Origin of the sequence: Citrobacter sp. CFNIH10 (assembly GCF_002934585.1) — a bacterium.
Lineage (GTDB): Bacteria > Pseudomonadota > Gammaproteobacteria > Enterobacterales > Enterobacteriaceae > Citrobacter_A > Citrobacter_A amalonaticus.
On sequence record NZ_CP026211.1, the window covers coordinates 12,528 to 36,176 of the forward strand.

22 protein-coding genes and 7 pseudogenes are annotated in these 23,649 nt (G+C 52.7%); 10 read left to right on the plus strand and 19 right to left on the minus strand.

Going from position 1 to position 23,649, the window contains the following annotated elements; all coding sequences use genetic code 11:
* The first annotated feature begins 23 nt into the window (after positions 1–23).
* A complete protein-coding gene (locus tag C2U53_RS00575) occupies positions 24–398 on the plus strand; it encodes an ArsA-related P-loop ATPase (protein ID WP_000110555.1) in 375 nt (124 codons plus the stop codon).
* Positions 399–428: 30 nt separating this feature from the next.
* Here the strand turns inward: C2U53_RS00575 and C2U53_RS00580 are convergent.
* The 11 genes and pseudogenes from C2U53_RS00580 to arsR all read right to left on the minus strand — a co-directional run.
* A pseudogene (locus C2U53_RS00580) lies at positions 429–665 on the minus strand (ArsC/Spx/MgsR family protein); the annotation flags it as partial.
* A gap of 7 nt (positions 666–672) precedes the next feature.
* A pseudogene (locus C2U53_RS00585) lies at positions 673–981 on the minus strand (integrase core domain-containing protein); the annotation flags it as partial.
* Positions 982–997: 16 nt separating this feature from the next.
* Positions 998–2,074, minus strand: a complete 1,077-nt coding sequence (locus tag C2U53_RS00590) for an IS110 family transposase (protein ID WP_000227969.1) — start codon at positions 2,072–2,074, stop codon at positions 998–1,000.
* Positions 2,075–2,346: 272 nt separating this feature from the next.
* A pseudogene (locus tag C2U53_RS00600) lies at positions 2,347–2,535 on the minus strand (DDE-type integrase/transposase/recombinase); the annotation flags it as partial.
* Between the two features lie 80 nt (positions 2,536–2,615).
* Positions 2,616–4,124 carry a group II intron reverse transcriptase/maturase gene (gene ltrA, locus C2U53_RS00605; RefSeq protein ID WP_001189111.1) on the minus strand — a complete coding sequence of 503 codons (1,509 nt, stop codon included), beginning with the start codon at positions 4,122–4,124 and terminating at the stop codon, positions 2,616–2,618.
* A 672-nt stretch (positions 4,125–4,796) separates the two neighbouring features.
* Positions 4,797–5,485 (minus strand): annotated as a pseudogene (locus C2U53_RS00615) (IS3-like element ISEc52 family transposase); the annotation flags it as partial.
* A 73-nt stretch (positions 5,486–5,558) separates the two neighbouring features.
* Positions 5,559–5,750 (minus strand): annotated as a pseudogene (locus tag C2U53_RS00620) (arsenate reductase); the annotation flags it as partial.
* Between the two features lie 12 nt (positions 5,751–5,762).
* On the minus strand, positions 5,763–7,052 hold the full coding sequence (arsB, locus tag C2U53_RS00625) for an arsenite efflux transporter membrane subunit ArsB (RefSeq protein WP_000922630.1): 1,290 nt from the start codon (positions 7,050–7,052) through the stop codon (positions 5,763–5,765).
* 48 nt (positions 7,053–7,100) lie between these two features.
* A complete protein-coding gene (arsA, locus tag C2U53_RS00630) occupies positions 7,101–8,852 on the minus strand; it encodes an arsenite efflux transporter ATPase subunit ArsA (protein ID WP_001556710.1) in 1,752 nt (583 codons plus the stop codon).
* Between the two features lie 17 nt (positions 8,853–8,869).
* The gene (arsD, locus tag C2U53_RS00635) at positions 8,870–9,232 is read right to left on the minus strand and encodes an arsenite efflux transporter metallochaperone ArsD (RefSeq protein WP_000783215.1); all 363 of its coding nucleotides are present in this window, start codon (positions 9,230–9,232) and stop codon (positions 8,870–8,872) included.
* 47 nt (positions 9,233–9,279) lie between these two features.
* Entirely contained in the window at positions 9,280–9,633 is a 354-nt protein-coding gene (gene arsR, locus C2U53_RS00640) for an As(III)-sensing metalloregulatory transcriptional repressor ArsR (protein WP_001114073.1), read from the minus strand.
* Between the two features lie 265 nt (positions 9,634–9,898).
* On the opposite strand from arsR, the pseudogene C2U53_RS00645 reads away from it, so the two are divergent.
* The 9 genes and pseudogenes from C2U53_RS00645 to C2U53_RS00690 form a co-directional block, all read left to right on the plus strand.
* Positions 9,899–9,991 (plus strand): annotated as a pseudogene (locus tag C2U53_RS00645) (mercuric transporter MerT family protein); the annotation flags it as partial.
* A gap of 15 nt (positions 9,992–10,006) precedes the next feature.
* Positions 10,007–10,282, plus strand: a complete 276-nt coding sequence (gene merP / locus C2U53_RS00650; protein ID WP_000732276.1) for a mercury resistance system periplasmic binding protein MerP — start codon at positions 10,007–10,009, stop codon at positions 10,280–10,282.
* Between the two features lie 27 nt (positions 10,283–10,309).
* Positions 10,310–10,717, plus strand: coding sequence for an organomercurial transporter MerC (gene merC, locus C2U53_RS00655; protein WP_000522993.1), 408 nt, complete (start codon positions 10,310–10,312; stop codon positions 10,715–10,717).
* Between the two features lie 38 nt (positions 10,718–10,755).
* Positions 10,756–12,438 carry a mercury(II) reductase gene (gene merA, locus C2U53_RS00660; RefSeq protein ID WP_000281123.1) on the plus strand — a complete coding sequence of 561 codons (1,683 nt, stop codon included), beginning with the start codon at positions 10,756–10,758 and terminating at the stop codon, positions 12,436–12,438.
* A 17-nt stretch (positions 12,439–12,455) separates the two neighbouring features.
* Entirely contained in the window at positions 12,456–12,821 is a 366-nt protein-coding gene (gene merD / locus C2U53_RS00665) for a mercury resistance co-regulator MerD (protein WP_001277463.1), read from the plus strand.
* The gene (gene merE / locus C2U53_RS00670) at positions 12,818–13,054 is read left to right on the plus strand and encodes a broad-spectrum mercury transporter MerE (protein ID WP_001087807.1); all 237 of its coding nucleotides are present in this window, start codon (positions 12,818–12,820) and stop codon (positions 13,052–13,054) included. The genes merD and merE overlap by 4 nt, the downstream gene beginning before the upstream one ends.
* A gap of 65 nt (positions 13,055–13,119) precedes the next feature.
* Entirely contained in the window at positions 13,120–13,332 is a 213-nt protein-coding gene (locus C2U53_RS00680) for a DUF3330 domain-containing protein (RefSeq protein WP_000993245.1), read from the plus strand.
* Between the two features lie 129 nt (positions 13,333–13,461).
* Positions 13,462–14,019: a recombinase family protein gene (locus C2U53_RS00685; protein WP_001162010.1), complete on the plus strand. Its 558-nt coding sequence runs from the start codon at positions 13,462–13,464 to the stop codon at positions 14,017–14,019.
* An 84-nt stretch (positions 14,020–14,103) separates the two neighbouring features.
* Positions 14,104–14,808 (plus strand): IS6-like element IS26 family transposase, encoded by a 705-nt coding sequence (locus C2U53_RS00690; protein ID WP_004118358.1) that lies wholly within the window; start codon positions 14,104–14,106, stop codon positions 14,806–14,808.
* A 320-nt stretch (positions 14,809–15,128) separates the two neighbouring features.
* Here C2U53_RS00690 and C2U53_RS00700 read toward each other — a convergent pair whose 3' ends face one another.
* The 8 genes and pseudogenes from C2U53_RS00700 to C2U53_RS00745 form a co-directional block, all read right to left on the minus strand.
* Positions 15,129–15,629 (minus strand): non-heme ferritin-like protein, encoded by a 501-nt coding sequence (locus C2U53_RS00700; RefSeq protein WP_001752509.1) that lies wholly within the window; start codon positions 15,627–15,629, stop codon positions 15,129–15,131.
* Between the two features lie 326 nt (positions 15,630–15,955).
* Complete coding sequence (locus C2U53_RS00710; protein ID WP_004118358.1) at positions 15,956–16,660, minus strand: IS6-like element IS26 family transposase; 705 nt, start codon at positions 16,658–16,660, stop codon at positions 15,956–15,958.
* 119 nt (positions 16,661–16,779) lie between these two features.
* Positions 16,780–17,760, minus strand: a complete 981-nt coding sequence (locus C2U53_RS00715) for an IS5-like element ISKpn26 family transposase (protein WP_016947617.1) — start codon at positions 17,758–17,760, stop codon at positions 16,780–16,782.
* Between the two features lie 277 nt (positions 17,761–18,037).
* The gene (locus tag C2U53_RS00720; RefSeq protein WP_000780222.1) at positions 18,038–18,319 is read right to left on the minus strand and encodes a helix-turn-helix transcriptional regulator; all 282 of its coding nucleotides are present in this window, start codon (positions 18,317–18,319) and stop codon (positions 18,038–18,040) included.
* The gene (locus C2U53_RS00725; protein WP_000493286.1) at positions 18,300–18,629 is read right to left on the minus strand and encodes a type II toxin-antitoxin system RelE/ParE family toxin; all 330 of its coding nucleotides are present in this window, start codon (positions 18,627–18,629) and stop codon (positions 18,300–18,302) included. The genes C2U53_RS00720 and C2U53_RS00725 overlap by 20 nt, the downstream gene beginning before the upstream one ends.
* Positions 18,630–19,675: 1,046 nt before the next feature.
* The gene (locus tag C2U53_RS00735) at positions 19,676–20,698 is read right to left on the minus strand and encodes an IS110 family transposase (protein WP_000156887.1); all 1,023 of its coding nucleotides are present in this window, start codon (positions 20,696–20,698) and stop codon (positions 19,676–19,678) included.
* Between the two features lie 362 nt (positions 20,699–21,060).
* Positions 21,061–22,083: an IS110 family transposase gene (locus tag C2U53_RS00740; RefSeq protein ID WP_000156887.1), complete on the minus strand. Its 1,023-nt coding sequence runs from the start codon at positions 22,081–22,083 to the stop codon at positions 21,061–21,063.
* A gap of 184 nt (positions 22,084–22,267) precedes the next feature.
* Positions 22,268–23,614: pseudogene (locus C2U53_RS00745) on the minus strand (Tn3 family transposase); the annotation flags it as partial.
* Positions 23,615–23,649: the final 35 nt, after the last annotated feature.

Genomic DNA, 23,649 nt, shown 5'->3' on the forward strand with positions numbered 1-23,649 from the left:
ATGTAAAGGCATTCAACAATTGCATGAGTGTGTTCTGGCGACAGCATGAAGCCGAATTCTCTCGCTTTCTGACATCGAAGACAGGTGATAGCGAAAAAGCAGCAGACCCGGAGAAGACGAAGGTGATTATCGTGACGCTTGCCGAAACGACACCTGTACTGGAAGCCGCTAACCTGCAGCAGGATCTACGCCGAGCTGGCATCGAGCCGTGGGCATGGGTCGTTAATAACAGCCTGGCAGCTGCTCAACCGTCTTCGCCTTTCCTGAAGATCAGGGCGAACCGCGAGCTGCCTCTCATCTCTGATGTGGAAGAGCAGTATGCAAAGCGTATTGCATTAACAGCGCTACAGAGCGAAGAGCCGGTTGGTATTGACCTGCTGGAAGAAATGGCGAAGTAATAATGAAGGGGGCAAATGCCCCCTTCGTCTTTATTTCAGTCTTTTACCTGAATCATCAACGACTTTTTCACCGTCTTCCTTGGTGAAAGCCGCTTTCTGGGCATCTGGAAGGATATCGAGAACAACCTCTGAAGGACGGCAAAGTTTAGTTCCCAGTGGCGTCACTACGATCGGACGGTTGATCAGAATCGGATGCTGTAGCATAAAGTCGATGAGCTGGTCGTCAGTAAATTTATCTTCTGCAAGACCCAGTTCCTCATACGGCTTGTTGTGGTCAACTAAAACTGGCCACCGCGTTAGAGTTTTTCCAGTATCGGTTTTCTGATTCGTTTGGTGGTAACCCACCATTATATTCGTGCGGTCTTAGTGCGCTGTAATATCCAACGATATAGTCCGTTATTGCGTGAGCTGCATCGCTGAAGCTTACATAGCCCGTCGCTGGCACCCATTCGTTCTTCAGACTCCTGAAGAAGCGCTCCATTGGGCTGTTATCCCAGCAGTTTCCACGCCGACTCATACTCTGCCTGATCCGGTATCGCCACAGTAACTGCCGGAACTGCCTGCTCGTATAATGACTGCCTTGGACGCCCTTCTAAGAGTCAAGCTGTTATCGGGATACTGTTGATCCGCCTGTTTTGATTGCGCAGTAACGTGTAAACTTCACGGGAGATATATCGCTTTAGACAGCGTATCGCTTCCATTTTTGTATGTCCTTCGGCTACACGCCTGGCGACATATTCCTTTGTTTTTGCGTCAGTTCGTAAGCGTCCGATGGCGATGATGTGAAGTGCACTATTTGCAGCACGATCTCCACCACGATTAAGTCGGTAACGGTTCGTTTTTCCAGAAGAAACGGGGACCGGGCTGACACCACACAGTGCCGCAAATCCTGATTCTGATCTTAACCGTTGAGGATTGTCTCCGGCAGTGATCAGCAACTGTGAAGCGCTTTCGTATCCGATAGCATTACGTTTAATCAGCTCAGGTGCCAACTCGTCGACAATTGCCGCAATCATGACATCCAGATCAGCGATTTCGTCATGTAACTCGAGATAGCGTCGGGCAAGGGACTTTAATGAAATGCGATAAACGTTGGTTACATTGCGGTATTCACTGGCATCAGGTCTCCAGGAACCCAGGGTCCTGATGAGCTGCATGCGCGTCATATTTCTGAGCTGTTCACGTAATTCATCCGGGGCAGAGATAATATTTGAATGGATAATCTGGAGAGCGACTCTGCGGGCTGATATTGCTGTTTTTCGGCAAGTTTTTAATACCCGCAGGGACTCAATCATGCCATCACGCGTTTTGGGAGTAACTGTCCTGATGCCTGAGAATGCTGCATGAGCGGCACATTCAGCATCAATTGTGTCACTTTTACCCCGTTTGCGTCGCTCCATCCGGTCTGGAGCAGTCACCTCAAGAACTTCTAACCCGGCGTTCTGAAAATAACGAAGCAAACCGGAACCATAGGTACCTGTGCACTCAACACCAATTCGCTTTAATGTCCCAAACGAGGTCATCCATGCCAGCATCTGCCGGTAACCTTGTCGTGTTGTGGAGAAATACTGAGTCCCAAGGACTTTATTGTTCTGATCTACGACAGCGGCAACGTGCAAATCTTTATGTGTATCCACGCCACCCACAACGGCAGCTTCGGTAACTTTATCAACCATGACAGAGCTCCTGTGAGGAAACAGAGTTGAATCTCCAGACAGATAACCCGGACAGGACAGTAACGAGACAAGCCGTCAGGCCCTTCTTGAGTCACGCGCATCGGTGAGGAGATGCCTCGCATGAAGGCGCTTCCGGCAACCGACGGGTCCAGGGCAGGACACAAAAGGTCGATCGCTGTGTGAGTCAGGATGCGGGAAGGTCTTCACTGCATCAGTAATCACACCAATCTGGTTAAACGGCAAACTAAGTGGTGGTAAAGACTGACATCGGCATTATTACTATCGCTGTGGAACATCACCCCGACGGGCTTACCACGGGTTTCCCATGCCATTTCCAGTGCTTTCATGGTAAGCCTGCTGTCCGGCGAGAACGACATGGCCCAGCCCACTGGTTTTCTTGCGAACAGGTCGAGAACAACGGCGAGGTACGCCCAGCGCTTACCCGTCCAGAGTAGAGTAAGAGGCAGGGCGTAGTCGGACTATTTCCCTGCCTCTCCTCCCCGAACCGGACGTGCACCTTTCAGCGCATCCGGCTCTCCATTTAAATGCTGGCGAACGCCATTGCCACTTCTGTAAAGCGCGATGTATACGTGTTTCTGGTCTCCGTCCTCAGATAGGGATTACCTTCGGGTAGCCGCCAGCGGAACAGCTTCTTGCCTTGCCCCACCAACCGGTACAGTATTTCGCCGCTGAGCTTGCCGTGATTGGTTTTACCAAATAAAACCCACGTTTTGCTCTGACCCGGTTTCGGTGATTTACACCACCACCTCATCAGGGAAGCGATACCTGTACGGTATTTGCGGGCCAGCCAGTGAGCCAGCTTCCAGAACACGACACGGTCGATATAACTGAAGACTTTGGCCTTAAAATCAACGAACTGATAGAACATGGCCCAGCCTTTCAGTTTTCGGTTGAGTTGTTCAGCCATATCGACTTTGCTTTCACTGTAGTTGCCTGATAACAGTGCTGTCAGCGATGCGGCGAAGTTTCTGGCTTTCTCCTGCGGGATCGTTGAGACCACTCGCATCTCGCCATAACGACTGCGTTTGCGAATGATCCTGTGCCCCAGAAAGATAAAGCCGTCATTAACATGGGTGATTTTAGTCTTATCCATGTTCAGCCTGAGTTTCAGACTGCCTTCGAGCACACCCCGACACTCCTCCCTGATGGCTTCCGCCTGTGCTTTGGTGCCTTTGACGATGAGGACAAAATCATCGGCATAGCGGCAGTACGCCACCGCGGGTTTCCACTGCCAGTTTTCTCTGACCGCCGTACTTCGGCCCCGTTGGATACTGTTATTCCAGTACCACCGATCTTTTCTGGCTTTCCCGCTCAGGTAGCGCTCATGCAGGTATTGATCGAACTCATTCAGCATGATGTTCGATAATAGCGGCGATATAACACCGCCCTGTGGCACACCTTCACTGGCCGCCCGAAAGAGACCGACATCGATATGTCCCGCCTTGATGGTTTTCCACAGCAGAGTCATGAAACGTGCGTCACTGATCCTGCGGCGTACAGCCTTCATCAGCAGTCGATGATGTACGGTGTCGAAGTAACTGGACAGGTCGCCTTCAATCACCCAGCGTCCCCGGGTTTCACCGCAGTCTGTGAGCTGTAATTTCACCGTGCGGATCGCGTGGTGGACACTGCGCTCAGGCCGGAAGCCATATGAGAGCGTATGAAAATCACTCTCCCATATCGGCTCCATCGCCATCAGCATGGCCCGCTGAACAATACGATCCCGCAACGCGGGGATACCCAGTGGTCGCAGTTTGCCGTTGCTTTTAGGGATGTAAACCCGTCTGGCGGGCAAGGGCTGGTAGTGGCCTGAGAGTAATTCATCCCTGAGGATTTGCAGCTCAACAGCCAGTCTGGCCTGTAGCATTGTTTTGTTCACGCCATCAACGCCGGGGGTATGCGCCCCCTTTGATGAAAGCGTGATCCGCGCCGCTTCAGCCAGCCATTCTGGTTGTGTTATCAGACGCAGCAGCCGTTGAATCCGTAGGGACGGATCGGTGGCTGCCCATGTGGCAAGCTTGCGTTGCATTTCGCTGATTATCAAAGGTCTTCACCTCGTTAGGTCAGTTAATTCACGTCGCAAACACATTCAAACTGCTTCCCTTCGCCATGTAATGGGCTTTCCCCATCGCGGACTACTACGGAAGCTCCGCCAGCCAGCGCGTCATCGGAGCCATGCCCCCTTAACATCCGTCGCTGACCTTCCCCGGTTTACCTGCCTGGACTCAGGCATACTGAGGAGGCTGCCCGTCGCACTCTTTATCCTTGCTTGCCGCAAGTTGGCAGAAGTCAGCAACGCAAGCGTGATAGACGCTGCTGCCCCGGTGTTTCGCATACATGTCAAAACACCTTCGACCGGCAGTGCTTACGTATCACTGCCAGTTCCTCCTGCACGGCCTGTCAGATCACGTAGGCCGTGGTGACGTTTTCAACCCACAGAGGCGGATTAACGGGTTCATGTTCTTCAGCCTTTCAGTACTTAACCTTGAGGATCATCTCGGCTTAGTGATCTCGCCTCAATCCCCGTTGTCAGCGGGTTACATCACCCTGCGGGCATGCCGCAGGTCACTGCCGCTCAGGTTCTCCACCGTCACACCCGGTGGGATTGTTGGGTTTCTCATCGTGAGTTACCGGTTCAATATTCCAGACAGACTCGCGGTTCATTTAAGCATCCATGCCCGCCCTGAACTCCGGGCACACTATAGGTCACATCACCGCACCACACCTGATTTGGTTCCGTTACGGCGAACTGTCGCTCAAGATGATTCGGGATAGCAACGTGCTCATGACCGCCACGCTTATACCGGTGAGTCGGCTGCTGGCAACTGACCAGCCCCAGCTCTTTCATGAGTCTGCCAGCAAGCCAGCGCCCCATCTGGTAGCCTCTCTGGGTTGCCATTGTGGCGATGCTTCTTGCTCCGGCAGAGCCGTGGCTGATGCCATGCAGTTCAAGTACCTGGCTGCGTAATACAGCCCGTCTGCCGTCTGGCTTTTCAGGACGGTTTTTCCAGTATTTGTAGCTGCTGCGATGGACCCCGAACACATGGCAGAGAGTGGCCACAGGATAACGCGCCCTGAGTTTCCCGATTATCGAGAACTGTTCAGGGAGTCTGACATCAAGAGCGCGGTAGCCTTTTTTAATATTTCATTTTCCATTTCAATACGTTGTAGCTTTTTCCTGAGCTCACGGATTTCAATTTGTTCCGGGGTAATGGGGGAGGCTTTTGGTGTTTTTCCCTGCCGCTCATCACGTAATTGTTTCACCCATCGCGTCATTGTGGAAAGGCCGACATCCATAGCGCTGGCTGCATCTGCCACGGTGTAATTCTGGTCAACGACCAGTTGAGCGGATTCGCGTTTAAACTCTGCGCTGAAATTTCTTTTTTTCATTATGGCACCTGTGTTGTTCTGAGGTGAGCATATCACCTCTGTTCAGGTGGCCAAATTCAGTAAACCACTTCAGCTCGACGTTCTTACGCAGCAAAGCCCGGACGGAAATGCCCATATCCGCAATGAGTTTGAGCAGCTCATCGCGTGAAGGTGGAGTCTCAAGGTAAAGAATAACGGTCGGCTCGATACCGCTGTTGCGGATCATCTCCAGCGTATTACGCGACGTGCCGCAGGCTGGGTTGTGATAAATGGTGATGTTGCTCATATCAGTATCTCATTACAAAGTGAAAGAGAGACGTAGCGCCAGCGCGGCCAGCGTTACAAACAGCACAGGCAGAGTCATGACGATCCCGGTGCGGAAATAGTATCCCCATGTGATGGTCATGTTCTTCTGTGAAAGGACATGCAGCCAGAGCAACGTTGCCAGGCTACCAATAGGTGTAATTTTCGGTCCAAGATCGCAGCCAATCACGTTGGCAAAAATCATCGCCTCTTTGATAACGCCTGTTGCAGTGCTGCCATCAATAGAGAGAGCACCAACCAGCACGGTAGGCATATTGTTCATGATGGAAGAGAGGAAAGCCGTCAGGAAGCCAGTACCAAACGTCGCGGCCCAAAGTCCTTTATCTGCCAGCACGTTCAACACACCGGAGAGGTATTCTGTTAGTCCGGCATTACGCAGACCATAGACCACCAGATACATTCCCAGAGAGAATATGACGATCTGCCATGGCGCACCGCGAAGCACTTTGCCAGTGTTAATGGCATGGCCTCGCTTCGCCACCGCAAACAGAATGACAGCCCCTACAGCAGCAATCGCACTGACCGGGATACCCAACGGCTCAAGGACGAAAAAGCCAACCAGAAGAAGGATCAACACTATCCAGCCGGTTCTGAAGGTTGCCAGATCTTTAATCGCTTTTGCCGGTGCTTTCAGGAGAGCCAGGTCGTAAGTTGGCGGAATATCTTTGCGGAAGAACAGATGCAGCATCACCAGCGTGGCGATAATGGCTGCGATATCCACCGGCACCATTACCGACGCATACTCAGTGAAACCCAGCCCAAAGAAGTCTGCAGAAACGATGTTAACCAGGTTGGACACGATAAGCGGCAGACTGGCCGTATCGGCAATAAACCCGGCGGCCATGACAAATGCCAGCGTAGTGCCTTTGCTGAAACCTAATGCAAGCAGCATGGCGATAACAATTGGCGTCAGAATCAATGCCGCACCATCGTTGGCAAACAGTGCCGCCACCGCTGCGCCGAGCAAAACGATATAGGTAAACAGCAAACGCCCGCGACCGTTACCCCAACGTGAAACGTGCAGCGCCGCCCATTCGAAAAAGCCCGATTCATCGAGCAGAAGGCTGATAATAATCACGGCAATAAAGGTCGCCGTCGCATTCCAGACAATATTCCACACTACAGGGATATCACCAAAATGGACTACGCCAGAGATCAGCGCCAGTACCGCGCCCAGCGTCGCACTCCAGCCGATCCCTAATCCCTTCGGTTGCCAGATAACCAAAACGATGGTCAGGACAAAAATAGCGCCTGCCAGTAACATAAATCCTCCAGACAGGACGGCTTTGCCGCCCTGTATATACAAAAAAAATTAAACAACCAGCTCTCTGAGTTTCTCGATGCCAGTGGGCTCTGCAGCCATTACCGGTACTAACGCTATGCGGCTTGCATGCTGGTTTTTCACAACCTCGATTTGAGGACGCTCTTGTAGGGCGCGCTGGCAAAGCAGCGGCGATTGCGTCTGTGCAATCGAAAGGCTGTTATTGATAATCCAGCCCCAGGGATGAATCCCCGCACGTTCAAGATCGGACTGCAGGTTTGCCGCTTCCAGTACAGGTGTGGTTTCAGGCAGAGTGACCAGCAAAACTTTGGTACGTTCCTGGTCCTGAAGCTGCATCATCGGAGTGGTAAAATGACCTTTATCCCCCATCTTCCTGGCAATCTCACGGTGATAAGCCCCGGTAGCATCAAGCAGTAATAGCGTATGCCCGGTAGGTGCCGTATCCATGACCACAAACCGTTTGCCAGCTTCACGAATTACGCGTGAAAACGCCTGGAACACCGCAATCTCTTCTGTGCAAGGAGAACGTAAATCCTCTTCGAGCAGCCGTTTCCCAGCCTCATCCAGATCCCTGCCTTTCGTCTCAAGAACATGCTGACGATAGCGTTCAGTTTCATCGTGAGGGTTGATTCGGCTGACCTGCAGATTTTTGAGGCTGCCATTGAGCGTTGTACTGAGATGTGCAGCAGGATCTGAGGTGGTGAGATGCACATCAAAACCCTTATCCGCCAGACTGACGGCGATAGCCGCAGCCATTGTGGTTTTGCCCACACCACCTTTGCCCATCAGCATAATCAAACCGTGTTCACTGCGGGCGATATCATCAACCAGGACAGACAACGACATATTCTCTGGCTTGTTCTGTGGGCTTTGTTCAGGAAGCGATGTTATCTCAGCGTGTTCGTTGAGCAGGCCTTTCAATGCGGATACACCAACCATGTTCAGCGGCTGCAGGTATAAGTTGTCTGTCGGCAAATCAGATAACCCGGCAGGAAGATTTGCCAGCGCCTCTTGCTCCCGTTGCCATATTGCAGCGGCCAGTGCATCACGTTCTGCTTCGCTCGCAGGCAGGACACCGTTAATGACTAAATACTGATTTTTAAGGCCAATAGCTGATAATTCGTCATGAGTACGAGCGACTTCCTGCAGTGTTGATTTTTGCAATCGCGCGACCAGCACAAGGCGAGTTCGTTCAGGATCGGATAATGCCTCAACCGCATGAGCATATTGCTCGCGTTGTTTTTCCAGCCCAGCCATTGGACCAAGACAGGAAGCACCATCCGGGTTACTTTCGATGAAGCTGCTCCAGGCTCCGGGAAGCTGAAGAAGGCGAATAGTGTGGCCAGTTGGGGCAGTATCAAAAATGATGTGATCAAAGCGGGTCAGCAGAGAAGCGTCAGTCAGTAAGCCAGTAAACTCGTCGAATGCAGCGATCTCTGTCGTACAAGCTCCTGAAAGCTGTTCACTGATGCTGTTAACAACGTCATCAGGCAAAAGACCTTTAATAGGGTCAACGATTCTGGCGCGGTATTGCTGGGCGGCGTCCTGCGGGTCAATCTCCAGAGCCGAAAGACCAGACACAGCAGTCACGGGCTGGATAGTGTTACCGATAGTCTGATCGAATACCTGACCGACATTGGAAGCCGGGTCGGTACTGACAAGCAGAACACGCTTTCCCAGTTCAGCCAGACGTATAGCCGTTGCGCAGGAAATCGAAGTTTTGCCTACACCTCCCTTACCGGTGAAAAACAGGTAAGACGGGATATTCTCTAAGAATTTCATATGTCCTCCTGACATACTCAACAACAGGAAGTTTTACCACCACAGCAACTGGTGGAAGCTAAACCCACCTTTTCCAGCGGTATACCAAACCAGCGAGCCAGTTCAGCGCGTTTTGGGTATCGCCCGGCCATCACCGTTTCACCATCAAGCAACAGCAGCGGAAGCCCTTCAGCTCCAGAAGCCTCAAGGAATGCTTTCGCTTTTTCGTTCTCAACGAAGCTCATAGGCTGCTGCGCCAGGTTATAACGTTCGATCTGAACCCCACGCCCTTTCAGCCATTGCACATCAGCAGAAAAATTGACCAAAACCTGATCGACATCTGAACCACAAACGCCGGTACTGCAGCACATCGCCGGATCAAACACCGTTAACATTTTCATCTTTAACACCTCATATTCGTAAAAACATATATGTACAGGCAAAATTTTTAGATACAAACAGCCTTACCGCTGCCAGAGCAGTTGGCCGATGCCAGCTTACGGGCGATGGCCTGTACGTCGTCCTGTTGACTTAACCAGGCCTGCTCAATCACCAGGGCAGCCCAGGAAGGAATATGCGGGGATAAGCGATAATGAACCCATTTCCCCTGCTTGCGATCCAGCAACAGGCCACTTTCCCGAAGCATCGCCAGATGGCGGGAGGTCTTGGGTTGTGATTGTTCCAGCGCTGTGCAGAGATCGCATACGCACAGCTCCCCCATCTCCCTGAGCAGTAGCACGATACCCAGGCGGGTTTCATCAGATAGTATTTTGAAAAGTTGTAGGGATGCAATTTCTGGCATTATGTACTCCTGCTATGAATGGGTATTGTCTCTCCACCAAAACAAGAAGTCAAAATCATATGTGTTTTCTCGCATGTGAGTGCAGGTGTCACTATGCGGTTGAAAAACGACCTGATGTGCGATCGTTACGTTAGTTGGGTAGGTAAAAAAGTCATTTGAGGCTAAAACATTGCTTAGTGCGGGCTTTCAGTTCATAGAGAAGAATGAATAATATCAATTATAACAATTGGTTATTTCCTTAGCGTACGTTTTCGTTCCATTGGCCCTCAGACCCCCTTACAAGCTCATTTTCTGGATCGTGGCCGCGCTGGTCCTGGTCGCGCTCGGATTTCCCTACGTCATGCCATTTTTCTATTAATCACAGGAGTTCATCATGAAAAAACTGTTTGCCGCCCTCGCCCTCGCTGCCGTTGTTGCCCCCGTGTGGGCCGCCACCCAGACCGTCACGCTGTCCGTACCGGGCATGACCTGCTCCACCTGCCCGATCACCGTCAAGAAGGCGATTTCCAAGGTCGAAGGCGTCAGCAAAATTGACGTGACCTTCGAGACACGCGAAGCGGTTGTCACGTTCGATGATGCCAAGACCAGCGTGCAGAAGCTGACCAAGGCAACCGGAGACGCGGGCTATCCGTCCAGCGTCAAGCAGTGAGCCACTGAACCCGAACCTGGGGCGATCATGGGACTGATTACACGCATTGCCGACAAGGCTGGCGCGCTTGGCAGCGTTGTTTCCGCGATGGGATGCGCTGCCTGTTTCCCGGCTATCGCCAGCCTGGGCGCGGCCATCGGCCTTGGCTTTCTACAGGAATACGAAGGGTTGTTTATCTCCAAGCTGCTGCCGCTGTTCGCAGTCGTGGCTTTGCTGGCGAATGCACTGGGCTGGCTGAGTCATCGGCAATGGTACCGCAGCCTGCTCGGGATGGTCGGCCCAGCCATCGTGCTGGCGGCCATGCTCTTGTTTTTTGGCAATTGGTGGACGGCGAACCTCCTCTATGTCGGTCTGGCCTTGATGATCGGGGTGTCGATCTGGGATCTGCTCTCACCGGCCAACCGCCGCTGCGAACTACCACCCAAACACGGCTAACTGCATTGGCAGTTGCCGAAACGAAAAGGAACGATGCAATGTATTTGAATATCACCGGAATGACCTGCGACTCGTGCGCGACACATGTCAAGGACGCCCTGGAGAAAGTGCCGGGCGTGCTGTCGGCGCTCGTGTCCTACCCGAAAGGCTCCGCGCAACTCGCCACCGATCCCGGCACCTCGCCAGAGGCGCTGACCGCCGCTGTGGCCGGCCTCGGCTACAAGGCCACACCCGCCGATGCCCCATCCACTTCAGCGCGGGGCAGACTGCTTGGCAAGGCGCTGGGATGGCTGGGCGGTGGCGACAAGGCTGGTGGTGATGGGGACGGACTGCACGTCGCCGTTATTGGCAGCGGCGGAGCCGCGATGGCGGCGGCGCTGAAGGCCGTCGAGCAAGGTGCGAACGTCACGCTGATCGAGCGCGGCACCATCGGCGGTACTTGCGTCAATGTCGGCTGCGTGCCGTCCAAGATCATGATCCGCGCTGCCCATATCGCCCATTTGCGCCGTGAAAGCCCATTCGACAGTGGCATCGCGGCGACTGTGCCTGCGATTGATCGCAGCAAACTACTGGCCCAGCAGCAGGCGCGCGTCGATGAGCTGCGCCACGCCAAGTACGAAGGCATCCTGGACAGCAACCCGGCCATCACCGTGCTGCATGGTGAAGCGCGTTTCAAGGACGACCAGAGCCTTGCCGTCCGTTTAAACGATGGCGGCGAGCGTGTGGTGGCGTTCGACCGCTGCCTGGTCGCCACGGGTGCCAGCCCGGCCGTGCCGCCGATTCCGGGCCTGAAAGAGTCACCCTACTGGACTTCCACCGAGGCCCTGGTCAGCGACACCATTCCCGAGCGCCTGGCCGTGATCGGCTCGTCTGTGGTGGCGCTGGAACTGGCGCAAGCCTTTGCCCGGCTGGGCAGCAAAGTGACGATCCTGGCACGCAGCACGCTGTTCTTCCGCGAAGACCCGGCCATCGGCGAGGCCGTTACAGCCGCGTTCCGTGCCGAAGGGATCAAGGTATTGGAATACACGCAAGCCAGCCAGGTCGCGCATGTGGACGGCGAATTCGTGCTGACCACCGGGTACGGTGAAATACGCGCCGACCAGCTGCTGGTCGCCACTGGCAGGGCACCGAACACGCGCAGCCTGGCATTGGAAGCGGCGGGAGTCGCTGCCAATGCGCAGGGGGCCATCGTCATCGACAAGGGCATGCGCACCAGTACGCCACACATTTATGCGGCTGGCGACTGCACCGACCAGCCTCAGTTCGTCTATGTGGCGGCAGCGGCCGGCACCCGTGCTGCGATCAACATGACTGGCGGCGATGCGGCCCTGGACCTGACCGCAATGCCGGCCGTGGTGTTCACCGACCCGCAGGTCGCCACCGTGGGCTACAGCGAGGCGGAAGCACATCACGACGGGATCGAGACCGACAGTCGCACCTTGACCTTGGACAACGTGCCGCGTGCGCTTGCCAACTTCGACACACGCGGCTTCATCAAGCTGGTCATCGAGGAAGGTAGCGGACGGCTCATCGGCGTGCAAGCGGTGGCCCCGGAAGCGGGTGAACTGATCCAGACGGCGGTGCTCGCCATTCGCAACCGTATGACCGTGCAGGAACTGGCCGACCAATTGTTCCCCTACCTGACCATGGTCGAAGGGCTGAAGCTCGCGGCGCAGACCTTCAGCAAGGACGTGAAGCAGCTTTCGTGCTGCGCCGGATGAGGAAAAGGAGGTGTTCAATGAGCGCCTACACAGTGTCCCGGCTGGCCCTTGATGCCGGGGTGAGCGTGCATATCGTGCGCGACTACCTGCTGCGCGGATTGCTACGGCCGGTCGCGTGCACCACGGGCGGCTACGGCTTGTTCGATGACACCGCGTTGCAACGGCTGCGCTTTGTACGGGCTGCCTTCGAAGCGGGTATCGGCCTGGACGCACTGGCGCGGCTGTGCCGGGCGCTGGATGCTGCGGACGGTGACGGTGCGTCTGCGCAGCTTGCCGTGTTGCGGCAACTCGTCGAGCGTCGGCGCGAGGCCCTGGCCAGCCTCGAAATGCAACTGGCCGCCATGCCAACCGAACCGGCACAGCACGCGGAGAGTCTGCCATGAACAGCCCAGAGCACTTGCCGTCTGAGACGCACAAACCGATCACCGGCTACTTGTGGGGCGCGCTGGCCGTGCTCACCTGTCCCTGCCATTTGCCGATTCTCGCCATTGTGCTAGCCGGCACGACGGCCGGCGCGTTCATCGGGGAGCACTGGGGTATTGCAGCCCTCACGCTGACCGGCTTGTTTGTCCTGTCTGTGACGCGGCTGCTGCGGGCCTTCAAGGGAAGATCATGACCGCTTCCCAGCCAGCCGAGAGTGGGCAGCTTTGAGCTTCGCTACCAATCTGGAGGAGTACCACCATGAACGCAAACGCCCCGAACACTGCCAGTTGCACCACCTGCTGCGTATGCTGCAAAGAAATTCCGCTCGATGCCGCCTTCACCCCGGAAGGCGCGGAATACGTCGAACATTTCTGCGGGCTGGATTGCTATGAACGCTTCCAGGCACGCGCCAAGGCCGCGACAGAATCTGACATTGCGCCTGTCCCTGGCGGTTCGCAGCCGTCAGATTGAGGCATACCCTAACCTGATGTCAGATGTTGAGCACAAACAACGTCAGAGTAGGGTATTAATTTATATTTATTGACACATTCAGCCAAGGGTAATAGATTTCATCCTGACATTTTTACCTTTGGAGGCATCTTGCAAGGTCAACGTATCGGCTACGTTCGCGTCAGCAGCTTCGACCAGAATCCTGATCGACAACTGGAACAAATAGAAGTCGGCAAGGTATTCACCGATAAGGCTTCAGGCAAGGACACACAACGTCCCGAACTTGAAAGGCTGCTGGCCTTCGTCCGCGAGGGCGACACCGTGGTGGTGCATAGCATGGACAGGTTGGCACGCAACCTTGATGACCTGCGCCGCATCGTCCAAGGGCTGACACAACGGGGCGTGCGCATGGAGTTCGTCAAAGAAGGGCTAACGTTCACCGGCGAGGACTCACCGATGGCCAATCTGATGCTGTCGGTCATGGGAGCCTTTGCTGAGTTCGAGCGCGCTCTGATCCGCGAACGTCAGCGCGAGGGAATCGTGCTGGCTAAGCAGCGCGGGGCCTACCGGGGACGAAAGAAATCGCTGAACAGCGAACAAATTGCCGAGTTGAAACGGCGAGTTGCGGCAGGCGACCAGAAAACCTTGGTGGCCCGTGACTTCGGCATCAGCCGCGAAACCTTGTACCAGTACCTGCGGGAAGACTGACCATGCCACGCCGCTCAATCCGGCACTGTTGCAAATAGTCGGTGGTGATAAACTTATCATCCCCTTTTGCTGATGGAGCTGCACATGAACCCATTCAAAGGCCGGCATTTTCAGCGTGACATCATTCTGTGGGCCGTACGCTGGTACTGCAAATACGGCATCAGTTACCGTGAGCTGCAGGAGATGCTGGCTGAACGCGGAGTGAATGTCGATCACTCCACGATTTACCGCTGGGTTCAGCGTTATGCGCCTGAAATGGAAAAACGGCTGCGCTGGTACTGGCGTAACCCTTCCGATCTTTGCCCGTGGCACATGGATGAAACCTACGTGAAGGTCAATGGCCGCTGGGCGTATCTGTACCGGGCCGTCGACAGCCGGGGCCGCACTGTCGATTTTTATCTCTCCTCCCGTCGTAACAGCAAAGCTGCATACCGGTTTCTGGGTAAAATCCTCAACAACGTGAAGAAGTGGCAGATCCCGCGATTCATCAACACGGATAAAGCGCCCGCCTATGGTCGCGCGCTTGCTCTGCTCAAACGCGAAGGCCGGTGCCTGTCTGACGTTGAACACCGACAGATTAAGTACCGGAACAACGTGATTGAATGCGATCATGGCAAACTGAAACGGATAATCGGCGCCACGCTGGGATTTAAATCCATGAAGACGGCTTACGCCACCATCAAAGGTATTGAGGTGATGCGTGCACTACGCAAAGGCCAGGCCTCAGCATTTTATTATGGTGATCCCCTGGGCGAAATGCGCCTGGTAAGCAGAGTTTTTGAAATGTAAGGCCTTTGAATAAGACAAAAGGCTGCCTCATCGCTAACTTTGCAACAGTGCCTGATTCGATGTGTTTGCGGGAAAAAAATCGGCCCAGATCCGCGAAATTTTAATCAGCGAGTCAGCTTGGGAAGAAATGACCTGCTTATTCGCACCTTCCTTAATATAAAGACACAAGCAGAGACATTTTTGGCACGATATAAAAACGCTAAGTTAAAAAATCACTATGACGTGTTGGGTATCAAATGTTCACTGGCATAAACCTCTGTTTCTGATGTAAAACAGATTTTCTGAGGAGGCGTAAAACCTCCTCGTACTGCGAAATTGATTTAGTGATAGCGATCGATCACGCCAACCAGATAGTGGTCGGTTTGCTGCATGTTGATGCCCGCTTTTTTAGCGCTGCGGACTTCATCCAGAATGATTTGCAACAGCGTCCCGTCCACGATTTCCTCTTTTCTGTATCGCTTCAGGAAGTTAATCGCTGACTTATCGTTTGCTGCCTGGGCGTCTTCCGTCAAAGAGGTCAGCGCATTAATGCGCTTCTGGTAATCGCTTACCGTCTGCTCAAACAGATCTTCCAGCGTGGAAAATTCACCGCACCGGGCGTGTTGCTCCTGTAACACCGGCGTGGCGCCGCTCTGTTTGATGTATTCGTACATGCGCATCATTTGCGTCACCGTATTTTGCGCCTGATGACGCAAAAATAGTGCGGTGCCATTAAGGCTATTCTCGCTGCACCTCTGGCTGAGCTGAAGATACAAATTTGAGGTATAAAACTCCTGATTCATTTGCGCATTCAGTTTTTGAACTATTCCGCTAGCGATCATAGGACTTCCTTATTTCTTGTCATCTCAGAAAACGGTCACTCTTCGAAAAAACAACCAGAATAAAAGCGATTCTTTCGCTTTTTTTATTGCGCCTGGTTACGCAGTCATATTCATTTTAAGTCGGGATGCTCCTTATTTAAATATCCAACCCTACTATCGCATTTCTATCTGGCATTATTCTGTGATGGTGTTTCGATATTCACACTCCCTGTGCCAATCCTTTCTTATCGACAGTAGGAAACTTCCTCCGGCTATTCTGCTGAACACGATTAGGGGCACTGTTGCAAAGTTAGCGATGAGGCAGCCTTTTGTCTTATTCAAAGGCCTTACATTTCAAAAACTCTGCTTACCAGGCGCATTTCGCCCAGGGGATCACCATAATAAAATGCTGAGGCCTGGCCTTTGCGTAGTGCACGCATCACCTCAATACCTTTGATGGTGGCGTAAGCCGTCTTCATGGATTTAAATCCCAGCGTGGCGCCGATTATCCGTTTCAGTTTGCCATGATCGCATTCAATCACGTTGTTCCGGTACTTAATCTGTCGGTGTTCAACGTCAGACAGGCACCGGCCTTCGCGTTTGAGCAGAGCAAGCGCGCGACCATAGGCGGGCGCTTTATCCGTGTTGATGAATCGCGGGATCTGCCACTTCTTCACGTTGTTGAGGATTTTACCCAGAAACCGGTATGCAGCTTTGCTGTTACGACGGGAGGAGAGATAAAAATCGACAGTGCGGCCCCGGCTGTCGACGGCCCGGTACAGATACGCCCAGCGGCCATTGACCTTCACGTAGGTTTCATCCATGTGCCACGGGCAAAGATCGGAAGGGTTACGCCAGTACCAGCGCAGCCGTTTTTCCATTTCAGGCGCATAACGCTGAACCCAGCGGTAAATCGTGGAGTGATCGACATTCACTCCGCGTTCAGCCAGCATCTCCTGCAGCTCACGGTAACTGATGCCGTATTTGCAGTACCAGCGTACGGCCCACAGAATGATGTCACGCTGAAAATGCCGGCCTTTGAATGGGTTCATGTGCAGCTCCATCAGCAAAAGGGGATGATAAGTTTATCACCACCGACTATTTGCAACAGTGCCTCGAATCAGCCTATTTAGGCTATTTTTTCCACCATTTCTGGCGTTATTTCCGGTTTTTACTGAGATCTCTCCCACTGACGTATCATTTGGTCCACCCGAAACAGGTTGGCCAGGGTGAATAACATCGCCAGTTGGTTATCGTTTTTCAGCAGCCCCTTGTATCTGGCTTTCACGAAGCCGAACTGCCGCTTGATGATGCGAAACGGGTGCTCCACCCTGGCACGGATGCTGGCTTTCATGTATTCGATGTTGATGGCCGTTTTGTTCTTGCGCGGATGCTGCTTCAAGGTTTTTACCCTGCCGGGACGCTCGGCGATCAGCCAGTCCACATCCACCTCGGCCAGCTCCTCGCGCTGTGGCGCTCCTTGGTAGCCGGCATCGGCTGAGACAAATTGCTCCTCTCCATGAAGCAGATTACCCAGCTGATTGAGGTCATGCTCGTTGGCCGCGGTGGTGACCAGGCTGTGGGTCAGGCCACTCTTGGCATCGACACCAATGTGGGCCTTCATGCCAAAGTGCCACTGATTGCCTTTCTTGGTCTGATGCATCTCCGGATCGCGTTGCTGCTCATTGTTCTTGGTCGAGCTGGGTGCCTCAATGATGGTGGCATCCACCAAAGTGCCTTGGGTCATCATGACGCCTGCTTCGGCCAGCCAGCGATTGATGGTCTTGAACAATTGACGGGCCAGTTGATGCTGCTCGAGCAGGTGGCGGAAATTCATGATGGTGGTGCGATCCGGCAGGGCGCTATCCAGGGATAATCGGGCAAACAGGCGCATGGAGGCGATTTCGTACAGGGCATCTTCCATGGCACCGTCGCTCAGGTTGTACCAATGCTGCATGCAGTGAATACGCAGCATGGTCTCCAGCGGATAGGGCCGTCGGCCATTGCCCGCCTTGGGATAAAACGGCTCGATGACAGCGGTCATATTCTGCCATGGCAGAATCTGCTCCATGCGGGAGAGGAAAATCTCTTTTCGGGTCTGACGGCGCTTAGTGCTGAATTCACTATCGGCGAAGGTGAGTTGATGGCTCATGATGTCCCTCTGGGATGCGCTCCGGATGAATATGATGATCTCATATCAGGAACTTGTTCGCACCTTCCCTAAGTCACCGGCGGCTTGCCTGCCACACATTGAACATTACAGACCAATTAGCACTTTGTCACCGGGGAAAGATGTAAAGATTATGTATAAATAGATTGGCTTAGAAGTGACATTTCAACTTTGGAGAAACAGGTGACATTTTAAACTTGCTTTAACAAAATTTTGGGACTGACCGAAACAAAAAGGCCAGCCCCGGAGGGCTGGCTATTCAGTACAGGGCAATGACAGGTTTCTTGATGCCGCAGGCGTGAGCGTAGCGGGTCAGTGTGTCGATGCTGGCTTTGGTGATGTTGTTTTCCAGGCGAGAAATAACCGGAGGTGTAACCCCCATGCGTTCAGCAACCTGCGCTTTTGTCAGGTTGTCATGCTTGCGCCATTCAGCAAGCAGCTCCCTGAGCTTTTCCTTACGTTCTTCTTCCTGCCATGCAGCGCGATATTCATCGTCCTGCATCCACTCGTTATGCAGTTCTTTATGGCTTACCAGTTTCATTAAGTACCTCCGCTAACCGCTTTTTGGCGAGATCGATTTCTTTCGCTGGCGTTTTCTGTGACTTCTTGATGAAAACACGGAGCATGATGATGGTATTGCCTTTGTGGTATACCCAGATTCCCCTGGCTATGTCCGTCCCCATCGTGCGGATCTCAAAAAGTCCATCGCCCAGGGGCTTCGTGTCCGGCTCCCGCAGTAATCGGGCGTCATACTCCAGTTTGCCGATGAGACGGTCAAACTTCACCCTGATTTTTACGGGTAATGCTGTGGCTTCTTCCCTGGCTTCCGGGTGATAAACAACGCTAAACATGTGACCTCCCATTTCTATTAATATTAACCTATAGGCTAATTTCAGACAAGGTAGAATTAACCTATAAGCTAATTTTGTTGGCAGTTATCGTGGCTACCCGGTCACTACCCTGTTAGCGTGAGTTTTCGTTCCACTGAGGAACGGGGATTTATGCGCGTTAGCGCATGTAAGGCGGCAGGATGAAATGACAGGTAGCACCGAGGGTTAGCCGCCGATACCAGTGAGGGATCGAAAGGGATCGCCTATCCATCCCTTCACCCTGCAAAGCCATATTCCGCTAAAAGCGGCTCAGAGGCTTTTGTGCGCGGTCGGAGTGGTCACAACAAGGCCGAAGCCGCAGTTGGGGCGTATCTCCGCGTTAGCGGGTCGTAAGAGCCGCTTACGAGCGTGTAATCTAATTCTTCAGCGATATTTGCTGACGTATCCGGCGTGGCCGGATTTGTCCAATCCCTCGATGGCTAACAGGCGAGCTGTTAGCCATCGAGGGATTCCGTTCTGAATGCCCCGCGCTTTAGCGTGGGGAGCTACTTTTGAGGCGCTCGCGCCGATGCTGTTCGGTTATCCACTTTTTAAAGGGGATAACAGCAATGTCTTTTATTTTTTGGTTTATCTTTTAATACGTAAGTAATTAAAAGATAAACCAAAAGAGTATTTGCGCCATCTCGTTTGCACTTCATTATCACTTACCCACAAGCTATACAGCAGTTGTGGTGGGTCTACGCCGGAACCGCCGAAAAATCCGTCATTCCTGTAGGCGGGATGGGTTGGATTTCGAAAATTATTGTACTATAAGGACTTCCCCGGCATGTCAAAGCCGGTATTTATGGTTTCTGTCTGCTCTTCAGTAAAAATAAAGGGGAGAGACTGCGGTACTATAAACGGCCATGATGAATCGTCATCGATTCGGGCCCTGATGAAAGACGCGCGTGAGGTTCTTGTTCGTTAAGCGGATACGTATATCCTGTACAATAGCCAGATAGGCCTCACGGGGTCTAACCCTTTATCATCAACGAATTGCAGGTCAGATGGTTATACAGCTTCGAGCTTTAGTTGACTGAGTACAGCCGGAAATCATCACCGTAATGTAGTGATGCCCAACACAGCCGCGCATTTTTGGCGGCGATGGCCACAACAGCCCGCCAGTACCCTCTGCGCTCAACCAACATACAAACCCAACGGCTGAATGAGTCAGTCCTTTTCCCGGCGCCAATAAGCACTGAACGAGCCCCCTGAACCAGAAGCGTTCGCAGATACGAATCACCGGCTTTTGTGATCCTGCCGAGTTTCGACTTTCCCCCGCTGCTGTATTGTGATGGCGTCAGCCCCAGCCAGGCTGCCAGTTGACGTCCATTTTTAAAATCATGTGCATTACCGATACTGGCGACCAGTGCACAGGCCGTTGTGGGACCAACGCCCTTTAGCTCCATCAGCCGCTGACTGCGATGATCTGTTTTGGCTATGTGGGACAAAATTCGGTCATATTCAGTGATGTTAGCTTCAATGCGATCAACGTGTTCCATCAAATCATCAACACATTGCTGAACCTGAAGCGGTAAAGAGCTCTTCTGCACAGAAACCATGTGGCGCAGGGCATCAGCACTTTGTGGCGCGATGACACCGAATTCAGATATCAATCCTCGCAGACGATTATACGTTGCTGTTTTCTCTTCGATAAAACCCTGACGGGTACGATGTAAACACTGCATGGCCTGCTGGCTTTCGTCTTTCACTGGTACGAACCGCATATGCGGACGACGAACAGCTTCACAGATAGCCTGAGCATCAGCTGCATCATTTTTTCCTGATTTTCCGGCCATACGATAAGGCGATACAAACTTAGCAGCCATCAGACGTGGCTCATGACCATACTGCCGAAACAATCTTGCCCAGTAGTGAGCCCCGGAGCATGCTTCCATCCCGATAACACAGGGAGGCAAACTTGCAATTAACTCAGGAAGTGCAGCACGCGATACTTTAGGCTTAACCAGAACAGTTCTACCATTTTGATCAACACCGTGAACAGCAAACACATTTTTAGCAAGATCGATACCGACAGTCGTGATAGTCATAACGAATTCCTCCGGGACGATGTGTACCCCATGATTGCACAAGAGTTAATCAGGCGCATAATCAGGGGAAGTCCCTTCCATTCGTTAAGGCTGTTTTTTGTACTATAAGGACTTCCCCGGCATGTCAAAGCCGGTATTTATGGTTTCTGTCTGCTCTTCAGTAAAAATAAAGGGGAGAGACTGCGGTACTATAAACGGCCATGATGAATCGTCATCGATTCGGGCCCTGATGAAAGACGCGCGTGAGGTTCTTGTTCGTTAAGCGGATACGTATATCCTGTACAATAGCCAGATAGGCCTCACGGGGTCTAACCCTTTATCATCAACGAATTGCAGGTCAGATGGTTATACAGCTTCGAGCTTTAGTTGACTGAGTACAGCCGGAAATCATCACCGTAATGTAGTGATGCCCAACACAGCCGCGCATTTTTGGCGGCGATGGCCACAACAGCCCGCCAGTACCCTCTGCGCTCAACCAACATACAAACCCAACGGCTGAATGAGTCAGTCCTTTTCCCGGCGCCAATAAGCACTGAACGAGCCCCCTGAACCAGAAGCGTTCGCAGATACGAATCACCGGCTTTTGTGATCCTGCCGAGTTTCGACTTTCCCCCGCTGCTGTATTGTGATGGCGTCAGCCCCAGCCAGGCTGCCAGTTGACGTCCATTTTTAAAATCATGTGCATTACCGATACTGGCGACCAGTGCACAGGCCGTTGTGGGACCAACGCCCTTTAGCTCCATCAGCCGCTGACTGCGATGATCTGTTTTGGCTATGTGGGACAAAATTCGGTCATATTCAGTGATGTTAGCTTCAATGCGATCAACGTGTTCCATCAAATCATCAACACATTGCTGAACCTGAAGCGGTAAAGAGCTCTTCTGCACAGAAACCATGTGGCGCAGGGCATCAGCACTTTGTGGCGCGATGACACCGAATTCAGATATCAATCCTCGCAGACGATTATACGTTGCTGTTTTCTCTTCGATAAAACCCTGACGGGTACGATGTAAACACTGCATGGCCTGCTGGCTTTCGTCTTTCACTGGTACGAACCGCATATGCGGACGACGAACAGCTTCACAGATAGCCTGAGCATCAGCTGCATCATTTTTTCCTGATTTTCCGGCCATACGATAAGGCGATACAAACTTAGCAGCCATCAGACGTGGCTCATGACCATACTGCCGAAACAATCTTGCCCAGTAGTGAGCCCCGGAGCATGCTTCCATCCCGATAACACAGGGAGGCAAACTTGCAATTAACTCAGGAAGTGCAGCACGCGATACTTTAGGCTTAACCAGAACAGTTCTACCATTTTGATCAACACCGTGAACAGCAAACACATTTTTAGCAAGATCGATACCGACAGTCGTGATAGTCATAACGAATTCCTCCGGGACGATGTGTACCCCATGATTGCACAAGAGTTAATCAGGCGCATAATCAGGGGAAGTCCCTTCCATTCGTTAAGGCTGTTTTTTGTACTGAGGTTTATTGCAGACGTGCAGAATCCCCGCCAGCTAAGGCGGTAGTGGGGTTCGAGGTCCAATGATGTAAAAAACCACGCTAAGAGGTTAATTCATTGTTTGTATTCAAATTTAATGGTCTTAACTCGCCCTTCAGAATATCTTCCGGTAACGAAAACGTATAATGTCCCAGCATATTTATATGGCCATGTATCAGCGGCGATAATCTTGCCAGATGCTCCTCTTCAGGTGTTTCCCCCGATTTGCGAAGATGTGACAACGCCTCCTGCATGTAAAGTGTATTCCACAGCACAACCGCATTGGTCACCAGACCCAGAGCACCGAGTTGATCTTCCTGCCCTTCACGGTAGCGTTTTCTAATCTCACCACGTTGTCCGTAGCAAATGGCTCGAGCCACTGCATGGCGTCCTTCTCCCCGGTTGAGCTGAGTGAGGATCCGACGCCGGTAATCCTCATCATCGATATAGTTGAGAAGATACAACGTCTTGTTGACCCGGCCCACTTCCATAATCGCCTGAGCCAGACCAGATGGTCGGCTACTTCTCAACAGTGAACGAATAAGCTCTGATGCATGGATGGTCCCAAGCTTCAGTGAGCCCGCCATTCGCATCATTTCATCCCATTGGGATTCTATTTTTGACAGTTCAACACATCCCCGGGCCAGCTCATTCAGGGCACCATAATGTGCCGTTTTATCTGCCCGCCAGAATATCGCCCCGCCTGCATCGGCCAGACGAGGGGAAAACTGGTAGCCCAGTAACCAGAACAGGCCAAAAATGATATCGCTGGATCCTGCCGTGTCCGTCATAATTTCTACCGGATTCAGCCCGGTCTGCTGCTCCAGAAGCCCTTCCAGTACAAAGATGGAATCACGAAGCGTCCCGGGAACTACAATGCCATGGAAACCGGAGTATTGATCGGAGACGAAGTTGTACCAGGTGATACCGCGTCCTGAACCAAAGTATTTACGATTTGGTCCGGAATTAACCGTTTTAACCGGTGTGACAAAACGCATACCATCTGCGGAGGCAACCTCACCACCTCCCCAGTACCCCGCGAGCGGCAGCGTGGACTGAAAATCAACCAGCCGTGCATTAGCGGTGACCAGCGTTTCTGCCCTGAGATAATTTTGTTTAACCCAGCTCAGACGATGGCGAGTAAGCGCGGGAATATTATGCTTTATCAGGGGTTCATGCCCTATATTGCAGGCTTCTGCCAGCAGTGTTGCGCACAGACTGACCTGGAGATCCTGCGCCCGAGCACCTGATTCACTGACGTGGCTGAATTCGCGGGTAAAACCGGTTCGGGCATCTATTTCAAGCAACAGCTCCGTCAGATCAACCGGAGGGATCAATTCTCTTACCCGACGATTCAATTGTATCAGTGCCGGTGGCTCATCCAGTTTATCCAGACTGCTAATGGCACTGTTGCAAATAGTCGGTGGTGATAAACTTATCATCC